The following is a 21,254-nucleotide window of genomic DNA, read 5'->3' on the forward strand; positions in this document are numbered from 1 at the left end:
CTAACCCTCGTCCTCATAGGCCTTGCTGATCGGATCGCCCTCACGCTCGTCGTAGGCATCGCAATACATCATGACATTGATCCGGTCGACACCTACCACGTAATCGCTCGGATTTTCATCTCCCTCAGCGATAATATAGTCGCGTATAACGGCTTTCTGATCAGCCCGGTCCGACATGCCGAGAAAGTCCTTACACGTCGTGTCGCCACCCGCAGCTCCGCCCCCGCCGCCGCCACAAGCAGTGAGTGAAATCGAAAGCACCGCAGCCACCACAATCGGTATTCTTCGCATGCCGAAAAGCTATACCCCCCCCCGTCTCGGCAACCCTCTTTTTCGAGGACGCCCTCGACTCTTGACAGAGCTGGAAGGCCAATGCTATTAGCCGGCCTCGACGCAGGAGAACTGCTTGCGGTAGGCCAGGGGTGGGATGCCGCGGGCCTGTGAGAAGTGGTGGCGCAGCGTCGCCGCCTGGCCGAAGCCGACGCGGGTGGCGATCTGCTCGACGCTGAGCGTGGTGTTCTCCAACAGCTCCTCGGCGAGGGCGACGCGCTGGGCGGTGATCCACGCGAGCGGCGTCGATCCGGTCTCGTCGCGGAAACGTCGGGCGAAAGTGCGCGGCGACATGTGCGCCCGGCGGGCCAGCCGCTCGACCGGCAGCGACTCGTCCAAGTGCTCGGTCACCCACGCCAGCAACGGCGCGAGCGTCTCGGCCTCGTCGGCGCGGATCGGGGCGCGCACGAACTGCGCCTGTCCGCCGTCGCGGTGCGGCGGCACGACGATGCGACGGGCCGTGGTGGCCGCGACCCGCGCGCCGAAGTGGCGGCGCATCAGGTGCAGCGCGGCGTCGATCCCGGCCGCGGAGCCCGCGCCGGTCACGATCCGGTCGTCCTCGACGTAGAGCACGTCGGGGTCGACCAAGGCCTCCGGATACATCTGCTGCAGCTTCTCGGCGAAGCGCCAGTGGGTGGCGCAGCGGCGGCCCTCCAGCAGTCCGGCCTGGCCGAGCAGGAAGCTGCTCGTGCAGTGCGCGTAGATCCACGCCCCGCGCGCGTGCGCGGCGGCCACCGCGTCGGCGACGACCTGGGAGTGGTCGAGGAAGTCGTGCTTCGGCGCGACGCACACCAGGTCGGCGTCGGCCAACTCCTCCAGGCCGTGCTCGACGACGAGGTCGAAGCCGGCCCGGCCCTTCACCACGCCCGGCGCCTCGGCGCACACGACGAAGTCGAAGACGGGGTTGTCGTCGTCGGGGTGGTACGGCTCGGCCCAGACCTCGCAGATCGCGCCGAGGCCGAAGGGCTCCGCGCCGTCCTGGACGACGGCGACGACCTTGCGGATGGGGTGCATAGGTCCACTCAACCACAGAGTTGGCAGATTTTCGACGAATCGGCGCATTTCTGCCACTGGTGGCAGAAATCAATCACCCGAAGAATTACTGCCATGATCCTTCTCGCCGTCCTCGCCGCCCTGTCCCTGCTCTCGCTCCTCTCCCTGGCCCGCACGGTCGTCCGCGACGGCCACGGGTCGAACCCGATCCCGCGCAGCCGCCCCCGAGACGCGTTCGAGCCCGGCCGTCCCTGGGGATGACCGGGCTCGAGACGGGCTAGCTCAGCGGATCACTCGCCGCCGGTGAGCTTCTCGCGCAGGGCCTGCGGCGCCTCCTCGGAGGCGCGAGCGAACCGGCCGCGTCGTCTCGTGGCGGGTTGGAGGGCTATCGCCGGGGCTGGACCGCGTCCACCTCCATGAACGTCGCCAGGATGTCGATCACGGCGAGTGTGCGTTTTCCTTGCCCTACGCGCGCATGTCTTGCGACCGTGGAGGAATGACCGAACGACCCGCGTCCCTGATCCATCCGCCCGACCTACGCCTCCTGGCTGAGCGAGCTCAAAATCCGCGTCCAGCAGACCCAACAGCGGGCCGCGCTGGCGGTCAACGCCGAACTCATCAGGCTGTACTGGCAGATCGGTCGCGACATCCTCCACCGGCAGGAGCGTCAGGGCTGGGGCGCGAAGGTGATCGACCGCCTCTCCCACGACCTCGGCGAGGAGGCGATGGAGCGCGAGGTCGAGCAGGCGGTCGTCGACCACCTGACGCAGTACCTCGTCGAGCTGGGAGCGGGCTTCGCCTACGTCGGCCGACAGGTCCACCTCACCGTCGGCGCGACGACTTCTACGCCGACCCGCTCTTGTACCACCTCAGACTCCGCCGCCATCTCGTCATCGAGATCAAGGCGACCGCCTTCAAGCCCGAGCATCTGGGCCGGTCGACGTTCTACATGAGCGCCGCGGACGAACAGTTCAAGCACGCCGAGGGCCGCGAGACGCTCGGACTGCTACCTCTGCGTCGACACCGACACGGACCGGGTGATCGGCTACCACACGCTATCGGCCGTAGCGGTCGAGCACGCTGATCTGCCGGGCAGGGTTCGTCGCGATGCGCCGAACCCCGTTCCCGCCGTGCTGATGGGACGACTGCCGATCGACGCGAAAGCGCAGGGATCGGGCCTGGGACGGCGCTTCGTGCGTGACGCGATCCTCTCGACTCTCGCCGCCGCCGACCGTATCGGCGCGCGCATCCTGCTGGTCCATCCCCTCAATGAGCAGGCGGCCGGGCTCTACGAGAAGCTCGGCTTCCATCGCTCGCCCACCGATCCGTTGCACCTCCACCTCCTCCTCACGGACGCCAGGGAGTCCCCCGGCGCCTAGCGCCGGGTGTCGTCAGTTCCTTGATGGCTGGTGTTGGAGAGGAGTACGGCGAATTCCCCTGCACTGACGTTGCTGGTCACTGCCGAGTCCGGATCGGCCGGGCGAAGGTCGCCAAGAGCCGCTGAGCGCGCGACTCTCACGCCTCTTGGGCGGTGCGGGGGAGCTGGCTGTAGAGGCCGTCGATGCGGTGGGTGAGGTGGAGATGGTTCGCGCGCGTCTCGTCGCGGAGCTCTTTGACCTCGGCGCGGAGTTGCTCGGTGTTGCTGTTCGCCTCCTGGCGGGCGACGCCCACAGCCTTGTCGACGACGGCGTGAATGGTGTGGTGGAGGTAGGCGGTGGCCCCGCCGACGGTGGTGACGAGGGCCAGCAGGAAGCCGCCGAAGGCGATCCAGTTCTGGGGCTCCATGAGGTTCATTCTCCTAGTGTCGGTTCGCTGGTGGTCGAAATCCAGCAAAACGTTCAGCACAGAGAAGATCCAGACGTTTCTCGCCGCCTGTGGACAGTGTGACTCAGCGCGCGGCTCTCACGCCTCTTGGGCGGTGCGGGGGAGCTGGCTGTAGAGGCCGTCGATGCGGTGGGTGAGGTGGAGATGGTTCGCGCGCGTCTCGTCGCGGAGCTCTTTGATCTCGCCCTTGAGCTCCGACTTGGCGGAGTCGACCGCTTTGTCGACGACGGCGTGAATGGTGTGGTGGAGGTAGGCGGTGGCGCCGCCGACGGTGGTGACGAGGGCCAGCAGGAAGCCGCCGAAGGCGATCCAGTTCTGGGGGTCCATGAGGTTCATTCTCCTAGTGTCGGTTCGCTGGTGGTCGAAATCCAGCAAACCGTTCAGCACAGAGAAGATCCAGACGTTTCTCGCCGCCTGTGGACAGTGTGGCTCAGTGCGCGACAGTGCCTGTGGAAAGCCTTCGGGCGCCGGGTGACGCAACAGCCTTCACGGCCGCCCGGTCACCCGGCGGCGTCACCCGACGGCCCACGTCGCGCCGCCGTCGGCGGAGAGCCAGGTGCTGTCGGCGCCGACGGCGATCAGCTGACTGGAGGAGCCGAGCAGGTGGTCGACGCGCGCCTCGGCCGACACGCAGCCGATCGCCTCCCAGCTGCTGCCCGCGTCGTCGGTGACGAGCACCTGCGATGCGCACTCGGGGGTGGTCGCGACCGCGACGCCTTCGTAGACGTCGGTCATCAGCACGTCGGTGGCGTCGGTGACCTCGCCGAGGGAGATCCACTCGTCGCCGCCGCTGCTGGAACCGCGCAAGCTGAGGTCGTCGCACAGGACTTTGAGGTCGAGGTCGTTGAAGGCCCAGAGCCGTCGCGCGACGCAGCCGGGTTCGGTCACCGTCTCCGGGCCGAACACCTCTTCGCCGGTCGGCCCGATGTACCAGCCGCTCGGCGGCTCGGCCGACCAGCTGGCTCCGGCGTCGGCGGTGACGTATTGGCTGACCTCGCAGTTGCCGTTGGTCGCCAGGATGGTCAGCTCCGTCGGGGATTCGGCGGTGGCGCTGAGGACGGCCGAGACCGCGACGGACTCGCCGTCGCCACCGTCGATCACCGGCACCGCCATCTCGGTGTACGACTGTCCCAGGTCTGCCGAGGTCTCCAGCATCGGGCGCGTCTCGCCGGTGCAGCTGCCTTGGGTGATGCGGATGAGGGTGCCGCCGGAGTACTCGAGTCGGACGTCACCGCCGGGTGTTCCGGCGGTTTCCTCACCGCCTTCGGTGGTGGCAGGCGACGGCTGGGCCGTCGATTCCCCGGTGTTCCGTTGGTCGTTCATCCACAGGGCCAGCCAGGCGAGCAGGACGAGGTCGACCACGACCAGGACGACGACGACTGAGATGCTGAGGAATCGCGGCATTGCGTTTCCTTTCAGGCGTGGCCGACGGACGGGTCGTCGTCGACCTCGTATTCCAGCGGGGCTTTTCGGCGGCCGCTCGTGATCTCGGCGACGTCGGATTCGGAGATCTCTCCGTATCCGTACCCGTACCCGTACCCGTACCCGTACCCGCCTCCGCGCTTTTTGGGCGCCGGCGTGTTGTTCACGATCACGCCGAGCAGTTTGGCGTTGACCGATTTCAGGCGGTTGGCGCTGGCTTTCAACTGGTCGGTGGTGGTGGTGGCGTGGTTGACCACGATGACGCATCCGTCGGCGATGGCCGAGAGCACGGCGGCGTCGGTGACGGGGAGCAGCGGCGGGGCGTCGAACAGGATGATGTCGTAGCGGGAACGGAGTTCTACCAACAGTTCGCGCATCTGGTTGGACTGCAGCATCTCGGCGGGGTTCGGCGGCATCGGGCCGCCGGCCAGCAGGTCGGCGCTGCCGTCGAGCGGCTGGATCGCGTCGTCGAGCGTCATCTGTCCGAGCAGCACTGACGTGAGGCCGATATTGCCGATCAGGTTGAGGTATTGCGCCGCGCGCGGCTTACGCAGATCGGCCTCGATCAACAGCACTCGCTGGCCGGTCTCGGCCAGACTGAGCGCCACGTTGCAGACGGTCGACGACTTGCCGTCGCCTGGCAACGAACTACTGAAAACGAGCATCTTGCAGGACGAGCCGGGAGCCACGAACTGCAGATTCGTCCGCAGCACACGGAAGGACTCCGCACGTGGAGCGTTACGCGGCAAGTCCATAATCAACGGCTTCTCGACGGCGCCCTTGTCGTAATGGATGTTGCCGAGCAGCGGGGTCTCTTCACCTAGGATTTCCGTGATGTGCGGAAGGTCCCGGATCCGGTTGTCCATATGTTCACGGAGGACCGCGATACCGAATCCCAACACCGAACCGAGAATTATTGCTATCGCCAGGTTCCGTGCCGGCTTGGGCGACACGGGATTCTCCGGCAACGTAGCCTCGTCAACAATCGTCGCTTTAACCGGGGCCGTCGCGCGGCCCTCCGGAGTCTCAAGCTCCGCAATGTACCGCGCAAACTCCTCGGCTACCGCCTGCGCCAGCACCTGAGCTTGCTGCGGATCCGCGTCCGTGACAGTTAGATCAAGTACCACCGTATCGACGCCAACTTGAGCAGTAATCTTTTCCGAAAGTTCCTGCGCGGTCAGCTCCAGCTTCAACGCCTCGACGACTCTCCGAGATATCTCGACCCCACCAACTAAATCCGCGTAAGATTTAACCCGCTGCTGAGAAAACAAGCTGCCTTGATAAGCTTCATTGTTGCTTCCTGGCTGCGTGGAGATGAAAAGACGTGCCGTTGAACTGTACTGAGGCACCGAATTCACCGTTAAAAAGACGCCTGCCCCAAGAGCGAGGAGCAGCGATACGGCGATTGAAATCCAACGATTTCGAGCGATATTCACATAGTCGTTGAGATCCATTTACAACCAATCTATCTTAGAACTGGGATGTTCGGCGAATTCAAATACCCTCAGAATGATTAAATATATCAACGCCTCAATAGCCAAGAAATCATATTCTACATTCTGAACATATGAGGAACATGAAGTGGTAAAACCGTTCGAAACTCCACAGAAAGCAGCTATCCCCCTCACCACAGGTGACTAATTTGAAATATAGATCCAACGTCACGTAGCGCAGTTCGTCTAGGATCCTCGGCACCACGTGACGGGGCGGCTGGAGGGACTGTTGGGATTGTCGTCCATCCACAACATCGTCTCAACCGGGCTGATCTTACGGGCCTTCCCCCGTGACACGGACACGGGGGCTGATTCTGCGGCCGCCGGGAGCGCGGCAACGAGAGGGATTCAGGTGGACGGCAGGCAACAACACCACGAATGTCGGCGTCAAGTATCATGGCGGGTCAGCCCGCCCGAACGCTTCGCCCCAGTAACAGGTGGCCTCGCCAGCCCGACGTGCGGCGTCTGGACGGGTCTCACACCTCAGGGTCTACGAAGCTTGAGACGGCTCACTACGACCCCGGCAACGGCAGCTGAATCCGCGTCGACAAGTAGGATTGCACTAGATACAAGCTCACTTCGCAAGCGAGGATCCATGACAGCAACCGTCGCCATCACCCCCGACGTAGTCGTCGGCAACAACCATCCCTTGGTCCTCTTCGGGGGACTGAACGTCCTGGAAGACATGGATTCAACGCTTGCTGCCGCTGAGCACTTCGTCGGCGTGACTCAGGCGCTCGGTATCCCGTTCGTCTTCAAAGCCTCGTTCGACAAGGCAAATCGCTCGTCGATCAACTCCTATCGCGGCGTGGGCCTAGAACTCGGCATGGAGATCTTCGCCGAGGTCAAACGGCAGTTCGGCGTACCGGTGATCACCGACATCCACGAGCCGCAGCAAGCCAATACCGTTGCCGAAGTGGCAGATGTTCTCCAACTGCCGGCGTTCTTGGCGCGTCAGACAGACCTCGTGACCGCAGCCGCAGCGACGGGGCGCGTTATCAACATCAAGAAGCCGCAATTCATGAGTCCTCCGCAGATAAAGCACATCGTCGCCAAGCTCAACGAGGCCGGCAATGATCGTGTACTCCTGTGCGAGCGTGGCGTTCAGTTCGGCTACGACAATCTCGTGGTCGACTTCCTCGGGTTCCGAGAGATGTCCGAGGCTTCAGACATGGCTCCGGTGATCTTTGATGTCACGCATAGCCTGCAGCGCCGCGATCCAGGTAGCGAAGCTTCCGGCGGGCGCCGCCGCCAAGTAGCCGAACTCGCCCGAGCCGGCGTTGCCGTCGGGATCGCCGGACTCTTTCTCGAAGCGCATCCGGTGCCCGACGAAGCCCGCTGCGACGGACCCAGCGCACTACCGCTCGCGAGACTCGAGGCTTTCCTACGCCAGCTCAAGGAGCTTGACATTCTCGTCAAGAATTTCGAGGACTTGGACATCCAGTGACCGACCGCTACCAAGGACCCATCCGTCTGGTGCTGTTCGACGTCGACGGCGTGCTCACTGACGGCACGCTGTACATCGGTGAACACGGCGAGGTCCACAAGGGTTTCAACGTTCGCGACGGATTATCGGTCGCCTTATTGCGAGCCCACGGCATCAAGTCGGGCATCATCTCAGGAAAATCGAGTGCTGCGCTCGACCAGCGAATCAACCAGTTGGGCTTCGATGTCGCGGTCACTGGACAACTGGAAAAAACAGCCGCCTACGCGCGGATCACGCAGGAACTGTCGCTCGAAGACTCCCAAGTCCTCTTCGTCGGCGACGATGTCGTGGACCTACCTCTGATCGGGGTGGTCGGACAGTTCTACGCTCCCAGCGACGCACACCCGCTGGTGCTGGCGAAAGCAGATCATGTCGTCAACGCGCCCGGTGGCCGCGGAGTAGCCCGGGAAGTGGCCGAGCATCTGCTCAGTAGCGGCGGCCTCAGTGCGGAGCAGGCGTATGCCCCCCTCTTAGCCGACTGGGGGGGGCTCCATGCCGCCCAATGACCACCGACTTCACGTGGTCATTCCAGCCCGCTACGCCTCGAGCAGACTCCCCGGAAAACCGCTGCTCGACCTCGGCGGCAGACCGATGGTCGCGCGAGTTCACGACATCGTGGCAAACGCTCTACCTGCGGTGGACGCGGTGGTGGCCGCAGACGACCAGCGTATCCTCGATGCACTCAAGGCTATCGGGGTGCCTGCCGTAGCCACTGATGTCAACCATCACTCCGGCTCGGATCGCATCGCACAGGTGGCGCGGGAGTTGGGCTGGGCCGATGACGACATCGTGATCAACGTGCAAGGTGACGAGCCACTGGTCCCTCCCGCGCTCGTGACCCAGTTCGCGAACTTCTGCGCATCCCGCGACGATTTTGCGATGGGCACCGTTTCCGTGCCGATCGAATCACACGGCCAAATCCATGACCCCAACGTGGTGAAGGTGGTCGTCGATTCCCACGACCGCGCCATCACTTTTTCACGGGCACCCATCCCGTACGAGCGAGATGTCCCTCCGGCGTCGTGGAACCCAGCGAACCATGTGCGACATGTAGGGATGTACGCCTACACTGTCTCGACGCTGCTCACCCTCACCGCAGCGCCGCCCGCACCCATCGAAAGGATTGAGAAACTCGAACAGCTGCGTGCGCTCTGGCTCGGCATACCCATCCATGTTCTACACACGCCCACAGCACCGCCCACCGGGGTTGACACGCCCGAGGATGCCGACCGCGTGGCCGCGCTGCTCTCCCGGAAGCCCGCAACATGACAGATATATCCACACCAATCCTCGCTGCCCAGCGAGTCTTCGAGATCGAGGCCCAAGCAGTGGCCTCGCTGATCGGCCTACTGGACGATCAGTTCACCGATGCGGTGCGACATATTGTGGCCTCCACCGGGCGCGTGATCATTTGCGGCATGGGCAAATCTGGCATCGTTGGCAAGAAGATCGCCGCCACCTTGGCCAGCACTGGAACCCCCAGTTTTTTCATGCACCCAGGAGAGGCGTTCCACGGCGATCTAGGCATGGCCACCCCCGAGGACAGCTTCGTTGCCATCTCCAACTCCGGCGAAACAGACGAGGTTCTTCGTCTCCTACCGTTCCTGAAAAGCAACGGTAACCTCCTGATTGCCATTACAGGCAACCCGGCGTCAACGCTTGCCACCGCAGCCAACCTCCACTTGAACGTCAAAGTCGAGCAGGAAGCTTGCCCTCTCCAACTTGCGCCCACTGCGTCCACCACGGCAACGCTGGCAATGGGGGACGCTCTCGCGGTTGCTCTGATGGAAGCCCGCGGCTTCCAACCCGAGAACTTTGCCCGCTTTCACCCAGGCGGTTCGCTCGGTCGTCGGCTTCTCAGCCGCGTTGAGGACGAAATGATCACCTCGAATCTCCCCGTCATCAACGAAACGGACGGAGTCGGCATCGTTCTGCAGGCCATCACCAACTCGCAGCTGGGCCTCACCGCTGTGCGTACCGAAGGCGGCTTCGCCATCATCACTGACGGCGATCTTCGACGTGCCATCGAGAAGTTCGGCCCGACACTCTTCAACCAGACTGCCGCCGACTTGATGACACGGAACCCAGCAAGCATCGCTGTGGGAACACGGATGGAAAGCGCCCTCACCAAGATGGACCGCCAGCAGATCTCAGCACTCTTGGTCTTTGACGGCCCAGAACTCGTCGGAATCCTAAAGAAGTAGACAGGACCACCACATCTCCGCCTTGTTCGGGCAAACCTTCCATCTGCGCCGCTTTATCACGTGGGTGATTGTCGGGCGGCGGGCTACTCTGCTTCGACCTGCTTCACGATGCGACCTGGAATACCCACGATGACGCTGTGGGGCGGGTATACCCCCCTAACCACCGAGTTTGCCCCAACGATGCAACCGTCACCGAGGATGGTTCCTGCGAGGATTCGGGAACCGATGCCCAAGAAACAGTTCTCGCCGATCTTAGTACGCGCATAGAGGTACTCCTGCTCATGTACTGGTCGAGTGGTGTCGCGATACTCGTGATCCATGTCCGTAACGAATACGGAGCCTGATATGAGGGTGCCGGCACCAATCTCCAAGGGTCCTATCGCCACTAAGTGAAAGTTCTGACCAATAGAGACGTTGTCGCCAATGCGGATAGTTCCGTTCTGATGGCATTCGGCACGGAGTCCGGGGAAGATCCGTACGCGACGCCCCACGTGGATTCCCCGCACACCGAGCACGAGCGTCGGCTTCCCGAGGTATCCGGGCAGACCGAAGTGTCCGAACAGGCGTCCGAGCAGGACCGCACGGACACCCCAGAAGATCTTCGAAAGCGTTGCCACACTCACTCCTCAATGGCTGAGGTCGACGACAACCGTCCTGCCGAACCTGCATGGGCATCGTCACTTTGCATTGTGTCGGGACGTACGCCCACACTCCCGGCGTTAGTCCGCGCGGCCACCCGGTTAACCGTCCGGATGATCACCCAGCCGATGATAAGAAGGATGCCCATCTTGACCAAGATATTAACATTGTACGCCATCCAGCGCGGGAAAGTCAGGAACACAAGTGTCACGTAGACTGATGCAAGTTGGCTAGTTGCTGATTTCACCATGATCCGACCTAAGAACAGGCCTCCAACGATCACTCCGCTCAGTCCAGCCCAGACAAAAAGATGCACTCCCGGAAAACCGCCGTTGCCAGGGATGGGGATGTACTGCGTTGCGACGAGGTTGATATAGGCGGACTCGTCTACCATCCTCGAGGGGAGGAAGATCGACTTGACGACATTCAGCATCGAACGACGTGCGAAATCACTGTCGAACACTCCGATCTCGACCAGTTTGATGTAGACTGCGGCAACATAGTCTCCGCCTCCCTGGTTGTTGCGCATGATCCCGGAATCGATGTTAAAAATCATTTGGCCGAGAGAAGTCCCTGATTGGCCGACTCGTAGCAGGCCGATCACCGAGAGTGCGACAAAGGCCACCGAGGTGATTCCCAAGACACGAAACAACCCCTTGGGTCGCCAGTAGAGCAGGAGCAAGGCAAGGCCCACCATGACACCCGGAAGTCGCCTTCCCACCAGCATAGGCGCGACAATCGCGATGAGGCTCGCACCGATCAGAATCCATTTATGTTGGCGAGAGTCACCGGAGTACGCGTATGCCACGATAATCAGGATGAGCACGTACTCGAACAGTACCGAGGACGCGCTGGTCTCGAAGTTGTACGCCTGTCGGAGGATGCTTGTTTCGGCGGTCTCTCGAACGGCGACAACCATAGTGAGGATGATTCCGAGAATCGATGCCCAGTAGATGACGGGATCGTCTTGACGTCCAAACTGTGCGATCGTGCACGGGATACGCCCTCCCAAAGCAATGAAAAGCGCCGACATGAAGAGCCCTTGTACGGCGAAGGCGATCGTAAAGTGGTGAAGTTCGACATTCCACGCCAAGTAGTGAATCTGGACATCCAGCGCCCTTGAAGCGAGCCACATCGCCGGGAAACTTACCGCGTAGATCAGCAGCAGAGCCATCTCCGGCGAGTCGCGGAACGTCCAAAGTCGGATACACAGGTAGATGACGAGCAGCAGCGGCACCTCTGCGTACGCGAGGGAACGACTTGCTGCTATGCCGACGATAAGGAAATAGATGCCGAAGAGCGCGTCACCGAACACCCCAATGGGTACACGCATCAGAACCTCCAGACGTATAGTGCCGTGGCTAAGTACCCGATAGCCGACCCCAGCGCCACCCACAGTCGCGACAGGTAGATCCGATCCTCGATGACCACGTAGAGCGACAGCACCAACCGGAAGGTGAAGTAGAACAGGCCGGCGAGCGCAGCCACACCCACCATAGACCCTGCGTCTGCAACGACGTACTTCAGGCCGAAAAACACCGGGAGAAGGATCGCCATTATAGCGAGGGCCACCCGTGCACGGCCGTTGATCTGCAAGTATTCGATGACCGGACCGTGGGCGCTGGAGAAGGCCAGTCCGGCTGAGAGGATCAGCGTTGCCTCTGCGAATCCGGCACCCGCGTTGCCTAAGATGCGCGCAAAGATCGGCGCGACGACAGCAATACCTATCACGGCCGCCGCCGAGATGAAAAAGACCTGCGTCTGGAGTTTCGAGAGCCTGGCTCGCAGATCTGCGTGCTTGGCAATCTCGTAGAGGAAGGGCTCGGAGGACTTCGAGAGAGCCATGGCGGGGAACATCGCCGTCGCTGAGAGCAAGAACACCAGATCGTAGGTGCCGGCGTCGGCGACCCCCATGACAGCGTTGACCAGCAGAACGTCTAGCCGGTCGACCGACGCCATCAGTGCGACGGGGATTCCGACTACGGCGAGGGTACCGAGATTCGCCCGTAGCGCGCGGAAACAGTGCTTCAGCGAAGTTATCGGGTAACACAACAGATTACGACGTATCTGGAAAAGCGACGCGGCTTGGGCAATTAACATAGCAAGGGAGGCTGCCACCGCACTCGGCCATGCGTATGCGACACCGATCAGCAGTGGAGCACGCAACGCACGTTGCAGGAGATTGAGATGTACCTGCGCGGAGGCCGCACTACCCCTATGACGCCAGATAGTGTTGGCAAGGTTGTACGAGATGGTCAGTGGAATGATGGCGATGCTCGAAGCGTAGACCGCGAGGGAAACGTTCCCGTCGAACAGAACTTGATTCAACAATGGGTACAGTGCCGCAAGCGCTACCACACTGATCACCATCATGCCGAAAACTGCCGAGATAACTTCGGCAACGGCATTGAGGTCCGTAGCATCGGACTGGATTAGTTTGCTAATCATTCTTTCGCTGCCACATGCGATGTACGGGACCAGCAGAATAGCGAAGGCTGACCCCACACGGAACTCACCGAATGCCGCCGGCGTGAGGACCAGTGTCACCCATACGGTCGCACCGAGCATCAGTATGTTGCCCAAAGCGTTCGAGCCCACGCCGTAGTAGATGTCCCGTGGATTCATGAGGGTCGAACGTTCAATTCAGCGATCATCGCGAGCGGCGGCTTCGCCAGCGGCGACAAGTTCTCGGGCAATGAGAGCAGGCGTTGTCAAATCGGCATCCTGATAATGGCCCGGAAGGAGATAACGTGCCTTCAACTCGGCAAAAACCTTACGAGGATCGAGGTCGGAATCTGCGAAACCACCCTTAGCGGCGGCAACATCCAGTGCGTCCGTCAATTGCTGCTGGTCGGCGGCACGGCGGATCCCCGGCAAGTGGTCGTAGTAAGCGTTGCCGAGTACCACGACAGGTTTGCTCTGAAGATAAGCGTCAAGCCCCGTTGTCGAGTTGATTGTGACGACGGCATTCGCAGCGGACAAATCATCGGCGAGGGATTGGGCGGAGAGTATCGCCCGATCCGTCGCACCCAGCAGGTCATACAACTCGGCTGAATATTTCCGCTTGTATAGCGGATGCTCCCGGACCCGTACTCGCCAACCCAACGACTCGGTCGCCGTGAGCACCCATTGCAACAGACCGTGATCGTTGAGCTTAAGAGGGTTGTGGTGGATGTTGTTGGCATCGTCGGGAACTTGGAGAGCAACTAGAACCTCTCCGGGCACAGGGGCCTCGAGAATCGGTGCCGTCGTCAATTCGGCGTAGCCGTATTCAGGGTAGGATCCCAAACGCATCGTGTCCCATTCGGGAGGTAGTTTCCCAAACACCCTCAGCAGAGCGATCACGGCATAGTCGGTTGCCCTGTAGATCGGGTTTCGTTTGTATTTCGCCAATTTACGAGCAGCCTCGGGCTCGTATCCCTGCCCGGTCAGTTCCGCGGCGAGAAACCGAAACGACGCGTTGGCGTTGACGCCTTGGCGGTCCAGCATGGTCGTGCCGTTAGGCCCTTGCTCGAAGTAGAACACCGGTCCTGGGAAGTGCGAGGCCTTAAGATGGTATCGCATGGCTTCGCAGGCAATGCGCGTGTCGCCCGACAGCAGCACGACATCGGGCCGAAAATTATCGATGATCCGTGCGATCGTATCAACATACCTCTGTGAACGACGCCGCAATGCCGCGTCGTTCGCGCGGCCGGAGTGCGCACCGACGACAGCGTGGTAGTTCGAGATCGTGCGCAGATCGGCTACGGAGACGTCGATGTGTGTCGTGTTCGGCTTGAGTAGTTCAAGGGGAAGAAGCCGGGTCTTGCGTCTGCGGGTCTTTAAATAGGCCCAGCCACTCGGAAAGATCGACAGGTGAAGGAACTCTGCATTCGGGTCGGTGTCCTTGACCTCGTCTTCGATTGCGTGGAAGAAGCGTGCGAAGGTATCGAAATAGATAACGGTTAGGTACTTCACGGGGTGGCTCCGTCGTTGAGGACTCGGTTTACCCACGAGGCCAGCGAATACACCTCGAAGCCGACAGGCGCTTCGGGTGGCGCTGGAAGGTTGGTAAGGCGGGCGTTGATCGCCGCAGAATCAAGTGACCGCACGTCGTCGGACACGACGATGATCCTGCTCGGATCGTAGAACGGCTCTCGCTCGATCGCCACGTTCGTCGTGACCAGAATCGAGCCTGACGCGAGCACCTCGAAGGTGCGCATTGTCAGACCAGCCTGTCCGGCTCGCTGCATATCAAGCACCGCATGAGATTCGCGGAACACCCTGGCTATCTCGTATCGCGTCAACGCTCGGAACGACACATCTGACCACGGCACGCCCTTGTGCTCCCGTGTCACATATTTGACAAGCGCGAAGTACCAACGAGCCTGCACAAAGAAGAAGCCGAAAACTCGTTGACTGTGCGAAAAAAGCTCCTTTGCAAAGGCGTACCGATCCGAGTGGAGCGTGCCGAGAAAACTCAAGTCATAACGGCGAGGTTGAAACGCTGACTCGCTCGGGAGCGGCTTGAAGTCCTCAGTGTAGAATAGAGGGAGGTAGTCGAAATCGGGACGATCCGCCTGGTCATCCGAATCAAATGTGAACCGCGCGTCGAACAGGTCGATCACGTCCAAGCAATTGTCGGCGTTGCTGATCGCGTCATAAGTATAGAAAACGAAACGGGCCTGCCGATTCTGGCTTCGCAGTTGTTCCAAGAACCATCGGGGCACCACTTCCGCTTTGATCACCAAAACCCGGTCAAACCGAGCGTGCAAGATTTCTGCGAACTTCGCACGGTAGTACGCCTGAATGCGACGTTCGATCAGGGTTTTGCGCACTCGGACGATCGCACGCATGAACGCGCTGTTCGACGGGCGTTCATCGATGAACGTGGTCGCATAGCCCTGACGTTCCAACTCCTCGACAATGTCGTTCTCGTAGCCGAAGAACGCAGGACTTATCAGCAGGGCGCGTTTCGTGGTGGCACCGGTCACTTGAGCAACTTCTTCTGGCGCATCTCCTCGAGGGACGCCTCGTAGCCGCCGTCAACGAGTTCCTGGCCTTCAACCCACGCCGCGAACCTCTCCACCCCTTCACGAAAACTCACCTGCGGTTCGAACCCCAGTGCGTCACGGATACGTGACAGGTCGGCTACGTTGTGGCGAATGTCGCCCAGCCGGAAGTTACCTGTCACCTCCACTGGGACCTCGCGGCCATAGGCACGCTGAAGTTCTTCGACCACTGTGCTGACGGTGGTGCCCATCCCGCTGCCAACATTGAAGATTTGTCCATCCGCTCTGGCGTCAAGGGCAGCCTGCGCTGTGGCGCGCACCACGTCTTCGATAAAGACGAAGTCACGGCTTTCCAGGCCGTCCTCGAAGATGTTGATGCCTTTACCTTGACGAATCAGGGTAGAGAAAATCGAGAGGATCCCCGTGTACGGGTTGGTCAGCGATTGGCCCGGTCCGAACACGTTCTGATAACGCAGCGCCACAGGCGCGATCCCGATCGTCGGCGCTACTGTCGTGACAAGAGCTTCTTGTGTATGCTTCGTGATGCCGTAAACAGACGACGGATGGATCTTGGAGTCCTCAGTCGTCGGCACCAATTCGAGACCAGAGATATCTCCAGGGTAGGTGGGGTTGAACTGGCCGACTAAGAGGTTCTCCTCGGTGCGCCTCCCAGGGTAGACGTATCCGAGTTCTTTGCTGAGATAGCGACCCTCGCCATAGATCGACCGTGAAGATGCAACAACAATTTTCTCGACCGTCCGTCGGGAATCATTCGCCAACAGATCGAGTAGAATCGCAGTTCCGCCGATATTGACATTATTATATCGCTCGATCTCGTACATCGACTGGCCAGTGCCAGTCTCAGCCGCAAGATGGATAACGACTTCCTGGCCGTCCAATGCTTGCGCAACGACATCGCGGTCGGTGATGTCACCCACGATCACCGTACCCGCTTTACGCGCGACGCGCAGAAGTTCGCTGCTCTCCGGATCACTTCCGTGTATTTGCGGAAGTAGGTTATCTAAAATAGTTATTACATGTCCACCGGAAGCAAGAACTGTAGCAAGGTTCGAACCGATGAAACCGGCTCCTCCGGTAATCAATATTCGTTTCATACATCCTCCTAGACGGCCTAATGGGAAACAATGGCTCGCTACATCCGTAGGCGGATCGGAGCCAAGCCAATAACTCCGACCGGAATGAAAGGATAGCATAGGTTGCCATAGAAACTCAGATCAGTAAGCACCTTCGGGCCAGAAGACGGCTCGGAAGGTCTTCCATAGGATTAAAACATCGCCGGTGATAGACCAATTCTCAACGTAGTAGATATCTAAACGGAGTGCCTCTTCCCAGCTCAGGTCCGACCGCCCCGAAACCTGCCACAATCCAGTCATTCCCGGAAGAACCCGCAACCGGCGGCGAGCTTTCGCATCGTAGGTGTCGACCTCGAACTGTCGCTGCGGACGAGGCCCAACCAGGCTCATGCTGCCCATGAGTACGTTGAACAGCTGAGGAAGCTCGTCAACGGAGTAACGGCGGATAAAAGCTCCGACTGGTGTCACTCTCGGATCGTCTTGAAGTTTCGCAAGCGGTGCCATCGCAGAGCCGGATTCAGCCAACAGCGTCGCCAGCCGCGAGTCGGCGTCAACATACATGGACCGAAATTTAATCATCTCAAACTTCCGGCCATCCCGGCCCACTCTCTCCTGCTTGTAGAAGATCGGACCTGAACTTGACAGCTTGACAGACACGGCCGCCACGAGAAGGACCGGAGCAAAAACGACCATGAGAGCCAATGCTCCTAGGCGGTCAAACAAGACCTTCCCAAGAGAACTCGCATCGCCATACCTAGGATCCTCCACATGTAGGAACGGCATTGAAGCCAGCATTGTCAACTGCAAACGAGAGCGAGAGACATCGAAAATATTTGGCGATATCATTAAATCGGCATCCTCTTCGCTGAGCTCCCAGATGAGTTCCTTAATTCCATGGTGTCCCAGGTGCTCAGAGTCAGTGACAATGACTCTCCGTGCGTGAGCCATCTCCAGCGCGTCGCTCAACTCGCCATCAGAGCCCAAGACGGGGATAACTCTATCGCCAATCTCCAAGACTTGATCTGCCGATTTCTTCTCATCAGGCGTCCATACCCCCGTGACCCGGACCCCCCCCGCACCAACATGAAGATCTAACCAATCCGCCACATAGCGGGCCGAGTCACTGCCGCCTATCAGGAGAGCGTTCGCAACATATTTCCCTGATCGGCGCTCCCTCCGCAACCATACCCTCATGATTTTTCGACCAACCAACAGTCCCGCCAAACCAGCCGGGAATGCAATCAACAAATACCCACGCGACATATCGACTTTGAAAAGCAACGACAAGATGGACAAGATTCCAAAAGTGAGGATTGACGCGCGAACGATTCGACGATATTCCAGCGCCCCGACCCCGATAATACGATAATCTCGTGCCCCGGCCACCTGCAGGTTGGCAAGCCAGGCGGAGCCAATCGCCACACCCAGGGCCTCATAACCTACCGTAAACCACAGTATGTTAATTTCGGGATTCGGGTTCTTTGAAGAAAACTTAACCAAGTTCGCGAATAAGAGCGCCAGGGAAAGAGTCAGAGCATCGGAAATGAAAAGGATTCTCGCCAGCTTGAAGCGCAGCTTCAGAGAAGAACGGCGGTCACTCGATTCGACTTTCTGATCCTCATCACGAAATTTGTTCAACTCGCCCGAAGGCTCGGCCGATGCCATTGCCCCCCCCCCGTCAGAACGTTCTCCTCTTCGCCCTCGTATCTCATGAACTCTTTCCTCACTGAAACATCAATACTCGGCACCTGTTAAACAGCGAGAAAAACCTTCTGACTGTCTAATAGATAAACGGAAGGAGCGACAAGAAAATTAGACCGCAACCCTCGGCGCCAAGCCTTCTAACATCACGTCAATTAACGATATATCCGAGATTCGCATCCGGGTGAGCCGCCATCCACTCGCTCATCGTGTCGTTACGCATCGCATCGAACAACTCGGCGCAGCCCGCATCGTCCAACAGCACGATGCTGCCCGCCACGGGATCATTCGCGGTGCCGTTGGTCGGCACTGTCACAAATTTCATGTCGCCGGTACGGACCGAGCGCATCGAGACCGCGAGCGACCGGATGTCCTCAGAGGTCCACGCGGCATCGACCGCGAGATTTTGCGTCACCGCGTCGAGCGTGTCCTTCAACTGCAACGGATTGCTCAAGGTGCCCTTCGAGAGGACACCCGAAGCGATAGCCCGCATGTAGTTCTGCTGACGCTTGATCCGGTCGAAATCACCGTTCGGAAGAGTCTTGCGCACACGCACATAGGCGAGAGCCTCCTCACCGCTGAACTTCTTCGAGCCGCCCTCGGCGAGCTGCATCGTGACACCGCCGAGGGCGTCGGTGATCGCCTTGAAGCCGTCCCAGTCGATCATCGCGAAATGGTCGAGCCGGATGTCGGTCAGATTCTCGACCGTCGACAGCGCCCCCGACGGGCCGTGGATCGACAGCGCCGCGTTGATCTTCTGCGTCGACGCCTGCTCGCCCTGGTCGTCATAGATCGGGACGTACGAGTCGCGCGGGATCGAGACGATATACACCCCGGAACGGTCCGACGGGACGTGCATCACCATCGTGGCGTCGCTGCGGTACTTGCCGCTCGGCCAGTCGCCAGACGCAGCGTCGTTGATGATCGACGTGCCCGCGCCGTTGCGCTCCGTGCCGGCGTCCGTGCCCATCAACAGGATGTTCAACGCCCCTGAGCCGGTCTCCTCCGGACGATTCTCCTCCGGCACCGTGACGTCGACCTTGCTGATGTTGCCGAGCGAGGAGTTCAGCCACGCCGCCATCGCCACGCCGAGGATCAGCACCAGCGCCGTCAAGCCGCCGACGATGGCCAGCGCCCACTTGATGCGCTTACGGCGAGCAGCAGCCTTGTCGATCGGCCGGTCCGTGCCGTAATCTGGCACGGCATACGGGTCGCGCTTACGAGATCCCATGAACAGTCTTCCCACTCTCTTCGTCACCCTGCCCCGAACCGAGAACCGAAGTCCCACTCGTGAGCGAGCCGGGCTTACTCGTCGTACGACGCACGAAGCTCTAACGAATTAACCCCACCAAGGTTACGACCTCACCCGATTGCACCTCCGCCCCTGCCGCTGCGGTCGACGACATCACTGCCGCACCGACCCCCAGCGGGCCGCCGCCCGGCGATCTACCGTGCATCGACCCGCAGCCGTTTGTCAATCAACATCCGCCGCACACGCGCGGCGTGTGACTGGAATCCCAGGGATCTCTCCACCGGGACCCTCGGAATCGATGACAGCTGCATGCGCCGCCCGAGCCTTTCGACGTCGACTCCTTCATCACGACGAAGGGCGGACGGCCGAGGTCGTGGGCGAGCGCGGCGGAGTCGACGATGTCGGGGTCGCAACCGAGCGACTTGCCCAGCTCGCGCGCCGCCGAGTGCACGACGCGCCCGCAGTCCCGCTCGAACGGCGTCCGCCCCGCCCGCTTCGGCGGCTCGGCCACGAAGCGCTCCGCAGCCTCCTCGCCGTAGCCGTCCACGAGGGAACCTAGCCGATCACCACGGCGTTCAATCCAGCCTGAACGTCGGACTCAGGTCCTCGAACATCGGGAAGTGACGAACGTTCAGCGTCGCCAACTGATACCCACCCAGGTCAGCGGTCGCGGCGATGAGGTAGTCGGACGTCCCGATCCCTTGATGACTACGACGGTAAACGCGCATGAACTCACCGGCACGACGTGCGACGCCGTCGGTCACCGGTTCGACTCCCAACCGGGACAGCAACCCCCAGACGGCGCGCCGCCCACCTGATCGCATGCCTCCCGTCAGCTCGGCCACGGTCACAGCGCTCACGGCCAGCGGGCCCTGCTGACGTGCTCGCCTGAGCCATCCCTCCGCCGCATCGAGGCCGCGAAGATGGGCGATCAGAACGTCCGTGTCAACCAGAATCACGCGTCCGCCATCCGCCGCAGATGAACATCGCGGTCGGTCCCCGACCGACGCGGGACGTCGAACTCGACGGCCGCCCCGAATGACTCGTCGAACCAGGCGAAGTCGACCGTCAGATCCGAGGAGGCCCCGTCGATCCCCTGATCGATCAGCCGACGAATGATCTCAGCCCGCGACACCCCCTCGGCTCCCGCCAATCGGTCAAGCGCGGCCGTCTGCCGGTCCTCCAAGTAAATGTTGGTGCGCTGCATACATCACTTTATACATCACTATCGGCGAGGAAGCAATGGCGACAGACACTACCAATTTTTGGTACATTGAGCTCATGGCGCAGAACACCTCGATCAGCCTGGACCGGCACTTCTCCGACTTCCTCGCACAGGAGGTCGCCTCAGGGCGCTACCGATCAGCCAGTGAGGTGGTCCGGGCCGGCCTGCGCCTTCTCGAAGACCAAGAGACGCATCTGGCCGCGCTCCGCGCCGCGCTCATCGCCGGGGAGGAGAGCGGCGCGCCCGAGCCTTTCGACTTCGACTCTTTCATCGCGACGAAGAAGGCGCACGGCTCGTGACGAGCTATCGGCTCACGCCCGCCGCTCAGCGCGACCTCTCCTCGATCTGGGACTACACCGCAGAACAATGGGGTACCCGTCAGGCGGAGATCTACCTCACCGAGATCCGGGAGGCCATCGAGCGAGTCGCCGCCGACCCTCGCCGCGGACAGCCTCACGACGAGATCCGTCCCGGATACCGCCGTTATAGCGTCGGTAGCCACTTCCTGTTCTACGTCGAACAGACCGATGGAGTGGCGGTGATCCGTATCCTGCATCACCGCATGGACTCGACCCGACACTTCTGACCGATCAGCCACCG

General features: G+C 60.8%; 24 protein-coding genes and 2 pseudogenes. 9 read left to right on the forward strand and 17 right to left on the reverse strand.

Going from position 1 to position 21,254, the window contains the following annotated elements:
* Positions 1–273 carry a hypothetical protein gene (locus QM621_RS07290; RefSeq protein ID WP_414989711.1) on the reverse strand — a complete coding sequence of 91 codons (273 nt, stop codon included), beginning with the start codon at positions 271–273 and terminating at the stop codon, positions 1–3.
* Positions 274–378: 105 nt separating this feature from the next.
* A complete protein-coding gene (locus QM621_RS07295) occupies positions 379–1,344 on the reverse strand; it encodes a GlxA family transcriptional regulator (protein WP_414989712.1) in 966 nt (321 codons plus the stop codon).
* Between the two features lie 93 nt (positions 1,345–1,437).
* Here QM621_RS07295 and QM621_RS07300 point away from each other — a divergent pair, with 93 nt between their 5' ends.
* From QM621_RS07300 to QM621_RS07310, 3 genes and pseudogenes are all read left to right on the forward strand, one after another.
* On the forward strand, positions 1,438–1,584 hold the full coding sequence (locus QM621_RS07300; protein WP_414989713.1) for a hypothetical protein: 147 nt from the start codon (positions 1,438–1,440) through the stop codon (positions 1,582–1,584).
* 302 nt (positions 1,585–1,886) lie between these two features.
* Positions 1,887–2,407 (forward strand): annotated as a pseudogene (locus QM621_RS07305) (PDDEXK nuclease domain-containing protein).
* Positions 2,331–2,702 (forward strand): annotated as a pseudogene (locus QM621_RS07310) (GNAT family N-acetyltransferase); the annotation flags it as partial. The pseudogenes QM621_RS07305 and QM621_RS07310, both read left to right, overlap by 77 nt.
* Before the next feature lie 136 nt (positions 2,703–2,838).
* On the opposite strand, the gene QM621_RS07315 reads toward QM621_RS07310, so the two are convergent.
* The 4 genes from QM621_RS07315 to QM621_RS07330 form a co-directional block, all read right to left on the reverse strand.
* Complete coding sequence (locus QM621_RS07315; protein WP_414989714.1) at positions 2,839–3,108, reverse strand: hypothetical protein; 270 nt, start codon at positions 3,106–3,108, stop codon at positions 2,839–2,841.
* A 117-nt stretch (positions 3,109–3,225) separates the two neighbouring features.
* A complete protein-coding gene (locus tag QM621_RS07320) occupies positions 3,226–3,474 on the reverse strand; it encodes a hypothetical protein (protein ID WP_414989715.1) in 249 nt (82 codons plus the stop codon).
* Between the two features lie 186 nt (positions 3,475–3,660).
* On the reverse strand, positions 3,661–4,551 hold the full coding sequence (locus QM621_RS07325; protein ID WP_414989716.1) for a hypothetical protein: 891 nt from the start codon (positions 4,549–4,551) through the stop codon (positions 3,661–3,663).
* Positions 4,552–4,562: 11 nt separating this feature from the next.
* Complete coding sequence (locus QM621_RS07330; protein WP_414989717.1) at positions 4,563–6,023, reverse strand: polysaccharide biosynthesis tyrosine autokinase; 1,461 nt, start codon at positions 6,021–6,023, stop codon at positions 4,563–4,565.
* Between the two features lie 634 nt (positions 6,024–6,657).
* Between QM621_RS07330 and kdsA the strand changes: the two genes are divergently transcribed.
* From kdsA to QM621_RS07350, 4 genes are read left to right on the forward strand one after another with little or no spacing between them, the layout of a single operon-like run.
* Positions 6,658–7,509 carry a 3-deoxy-8-phosphooctulonate synthase gene (gene kdsA / locus QM621_RS07335; RefSeq protein WP_414989718.1) on the forward strand — a complete coding sequence of 284 codons (852 nt, stop codon included), beginning with the start codon at positions 6,658–6,660 and terminating at the stop codon, positions 7,507–7,509.
* Complete coding sequence (locus tag QM621_RS07340; protein ID WP_414989719.1) at positions 7,506–8,054, forward strand: KdsC family phosphatase; 549 nt, start codon at positions 7,506–7,508, stop codon at positions 8,052–8,054. Before kdsA ends, QM621_RS07340 begins: the two co-directional genes overlap by 4 nt.
* On the forward strand, positions 8,041–8,817 hold the full coding sequence (gene kdsB / locus QM621_RS07345; RefSeq protein ID WP_414989720.1) for a 3-deoxy-manno-octulosonate cytidylyltransferase: 777 nt from the start codon (positions 8,041–8,043) through the stop codon (positions 8,815–8,817). The genes QM621_RS07340 and kdsB overlap by 14 nt, the downstream gene beginning before the upstream one ends.
* Before the next feature lie 59 nt (positions 8,818–8,876).
* On the forward strand, positions 8,877–9,752 hold the full coding sequence (locus QM621_RS07350) for a KpsF/GutQ family sugar-phosphate isomerase (RefSeq protein ID WP_414989721.1): 876 nt from the start codon (positions 8,877–8,879) through the stop codon (positions 9,750–9,752).
* Between the two features lie 83 nt (positions 9,753–9,835).
* Here QM621_RS07350 and QM621_RS07355 read toward each other — a convergent pair whose 3' ends face one another.
* The 11 genes from QM621_RS07355 to QM621_RS07405 form a co-directional block, all read right to left on the reverse strand.
* Positions 9,836–10,369: an acyltransferase gene (locus QM621_RS07355; RefSeq protein WP_414989722.1), complete on the reverse strand. Its 534-nt coding sequence runs from the start codon at positions 10,367–10,369 to the stop codon at positions 9,836–9,838.
* A 2-nt stretch (positions 10,370–10,371) separates the two neighbouring features.
* Positions 10,372–11,724 (reverse strand): hypothetical protein, encoded by a 1,353-nt coding sequence (locus tag QM621_RS07360; protein WP_414989723.1) that lies wholly within the window; start codon positions 11,722–11,724, stop codon positions 10,372–10,374.
* Positions 11,724–13,016 (reverse strand): lipopolysaccharide biosynthesis protein, encoded by a 1,293-nt coding sequence (locus QM621_RS07365; RefSeq protein ID WP_414989724.1) that lies wholly within the window; start codon positions 13,014–13,016, stop codon positions 11,724–11,726. Before QM621_RS07365 ends, QM621_RS07360 begins: the two co-directional genes overlap by 1 nt.
* An 18-nt stretch (positions 13,017–13,034) precedes the next feature.
* The gene (locus QM621_RS07370; protein WP_414989725.1) at positions 13,035–14,348 is read right to left on the reverse strand and encodes a hypothetical protein; all 1,314 of its coding nucleotides are present in this window, start codon (positions 14,346–14,348) and stop codon (positions 13,035–13,037) included.
* Positions 14,345–15,364 carry a hypothetical protein gene (locus QM621_RS07375; RefSeq protein WP_414989726.1) on the reverse strand — a complete coding sequence of 340 codons (1,020 nt, stop codon included), beginning with the start codon at positions 15,362–15,364 and terminating at the stop codon, positions 14,345–14,347. Before QM621_RS07375 ends, QM621_RS07370 begins: the two co-directional genes overlap by 4 nt.
* The gene (locus QM621_RS07380; RefSeq protein WP_414989727.1) at positions 15,361–16,497 is read right to left on the reverse strand and encodes an NAD-dependent epimerase/dehydratase family protein; all 1,137 of its coding nucleotides are present in this window, start codon (positions 16,495–16,497) and stop codon (positions 15,361–15,363) included. Before QM621_RS07380 ends, QM621_RS07375 begins: the two co-directional genes overlap by 4 nt.
* A gap of 120 nt (positions 16,498–16,617) precedes the next feature.
* Positions 16,618–18,141 (reverse strand): sugar transferase, encoded by a 1,524-nt coding sequence (locus QM621_RS07385; RefSeq protein WP_414989728.1) that lies wholly within the window; start codon positions 18,139–18,141, stop codon positions 16,618–16,620.
* Between the two features lie 187 nt (positions 18,142–18,328).
* Positions 18,329–19,408, reverse strand: a complete 1,080-nt coding sequence (locus tag QM621_RS07390; protein ID WP_414989729.1) for an LCP family protein — start codon at positions 19,406–19,408, stop codon at positions 18,329–18,331.
* A 247-nt stretch (positions 19,409–19,655) separates the two neighbouring features.
* Positions 19,656–19,976, reverse strand: a complete 321-nt coding sequence (locus QM621_RS07395; RefSeq protein ID WP_414989730.1) for a hypothetical protein — start codon at positions 19,974–19,976, stop codon at positions 19,656–19,658.
* 28 nt (positions 19,977–20,004) lie between these two features.
* Positions 20,005–20,388, reverse strand: a complete 384-nt coding sequence (locus tag QM621_RS07400; RefSeq protein WP_414989731.1) for a type II toxin-antitoxin system VapC family toxin — start codon at positions 20,386–20,388, stop codon at positions 20,005–20,007.
* Positions 20,385–20,636, reverse strand: coding sequence for a CopG family transcriptional regulator (locus tag QM621_RS07405; RefSeq protein ID WP_414989732.1), 252 nt, complete (start codon positions 20,634–20,636; stop codon positions 20,385–20,387). Before QM621_RS07405 ends, QM621_RS07400 begins: the two co-directional genes overlap by 4 nt.
* Positions 20,637–20,710: 74 nt before the next feature.
* Here QM621_RS07405 and QM621_RS07410 point away from each other — a divergent pair, with 74 nt between their 5' ends.
* Both QM621_RS07410 and QM621_RS07415 read left to right on the forward strand, forming a co-directional pair.
* A complete protein-coding gene (locus QM621_RS07410) occupies positions 20,711–20,953 on the forward strand; it encodes a type II toxin-antitoxin system ParD family antitoxin (protein ID WP_414989733.1) in 243 nt (80 codons plus the stop codon).
* A complete protein-coding gene (locus QM621_RS07415; protein WP_414989734.1) occupies positions 20,950–21,240 on the forward strand; it encodes a type II toxin-antitoxin system RelE/ParE family toxin in 291 nt (96 codons plus the stop codon). Before QM621_RS07410 ends, QM621_RS07415 begins: the two co-directional genes overlap by 4 nt.
* Positions 21,241–21,254: the final 14 nt, after the last annotated feature.

Origin of the sequence: Aeromicrobium sp. (genome assembly GCF_047606445.1) — a bacterium.
Lineage (GTDB): Bacteria > Actinomycetota > Actinomycetes > Propionibacteriales > Nocardioidaceae > Aeromicrobium.

Bases quoted from the DNA above. Each gene is read 5' to 3' on its own strand.
- QM621_RS07295 (WP_414989712.1), bottom strand. From the start codon at position 1,344: ATGCACCCCATCCGCAAGGTCGTCGCCGTCGTCCAGGACGGCGCGGAG.
- QM621_RS07300 (WP_414989713.1), top strand. From the start codon at position 1,438: ATGATCCTTCTCGCCGTCCTCGCCGCCCTGTCCCTGCTCTCGCTCCTC.
- QM621_RS07315 (WP_414989714.1), bottom strand. From the start codon at position 3,108: ATGGAGCCCCAGAACTGGATCGCCTTCGGCGGCTTCCTGCTGGCCCTC.
- QM621_RS07320 (WP_414989715.1), bottom strand. From the start codon at position 3,474: ATGGACCCCCAGAACTGGATCGCCTTCGGCGGCTTCCTGCTGGCCCTC.
- QM621_RS07325 (WP_414989716.1), bottom strand. From the start codon at position 4,551: ATGCCGCGATTCCTCAGCATCTCAGTCGTCGTCGTCCTGGTCGTGGTC.
- QM621_RS07330 (WP_414989717.1), bottom strand. From the start codon at position 6,023: ATGGATCTCAACGACTATGTGAATATCGCTCGAAATCGTTGGATTTCA.
- kdsA (WP_414989718.1), top strand. From the start codon at position 6,658: ATGACAGCAACCGTCGCCATCACCCCCGACGTAGTCGTCGGCAACAAC.
- kdsB (WP_414989720.1), top strand. From the start codon at position 8,041: ATGCCGCCCAATGACCACCGACTTCACGTGGTCATTCCAGCCCGCTAC.
- QM621_RS07360 (WP_414989723.1), bottom strand. From the start codon at position 11,724: ATGCGTGTACCCATTGGGGTGTTCGGTGACGCGCTCTTCGGCATCTAT.
- QM621_RS07365 (WP_414989724.1), bottom strand. From the start codon at position 13,016: ATGAATCCACGGGACATCTACTACGGCGTGGGCTCGAACGCTTTGGGC.
- QM621_RS07380 (WP_414989727.1), bottom strand. From the start codon at position 16,497: ATGAAACGAATATTGATTACCGGAGGAGCCGGTTTCATCGGTTCGAAC.
- QM621_RS07385 (WP_414989728.1), bottom strand. From the start codon at position 18,141: ATGGCATCGGCCGAGCCTTCGGGCGAGTTGAACAAATTTCGTGATGAG.
- QM621_RS07390 (WP_414989729.1), bottom strand. From the start codon at position 19,408: ATGGGATCTCGTAAGCGCGACCCGTATGCCGTGCCAGATTACGGCACG.
- QM621_RS07405 (WP_414989732.1), bottom strand. From the start codon at position 20,636: ATGCAGCGCACCAACATTTACTTGGAGGACCGGCAGACGGCCGCGCTT.
- QM621_RS07410 (WP_414989733.1), top strand. From the start codon at position 20,711: ATGGCGCAGAACACCTCGATCAGCCTGGACCGGCACTTCTCCGACTTC.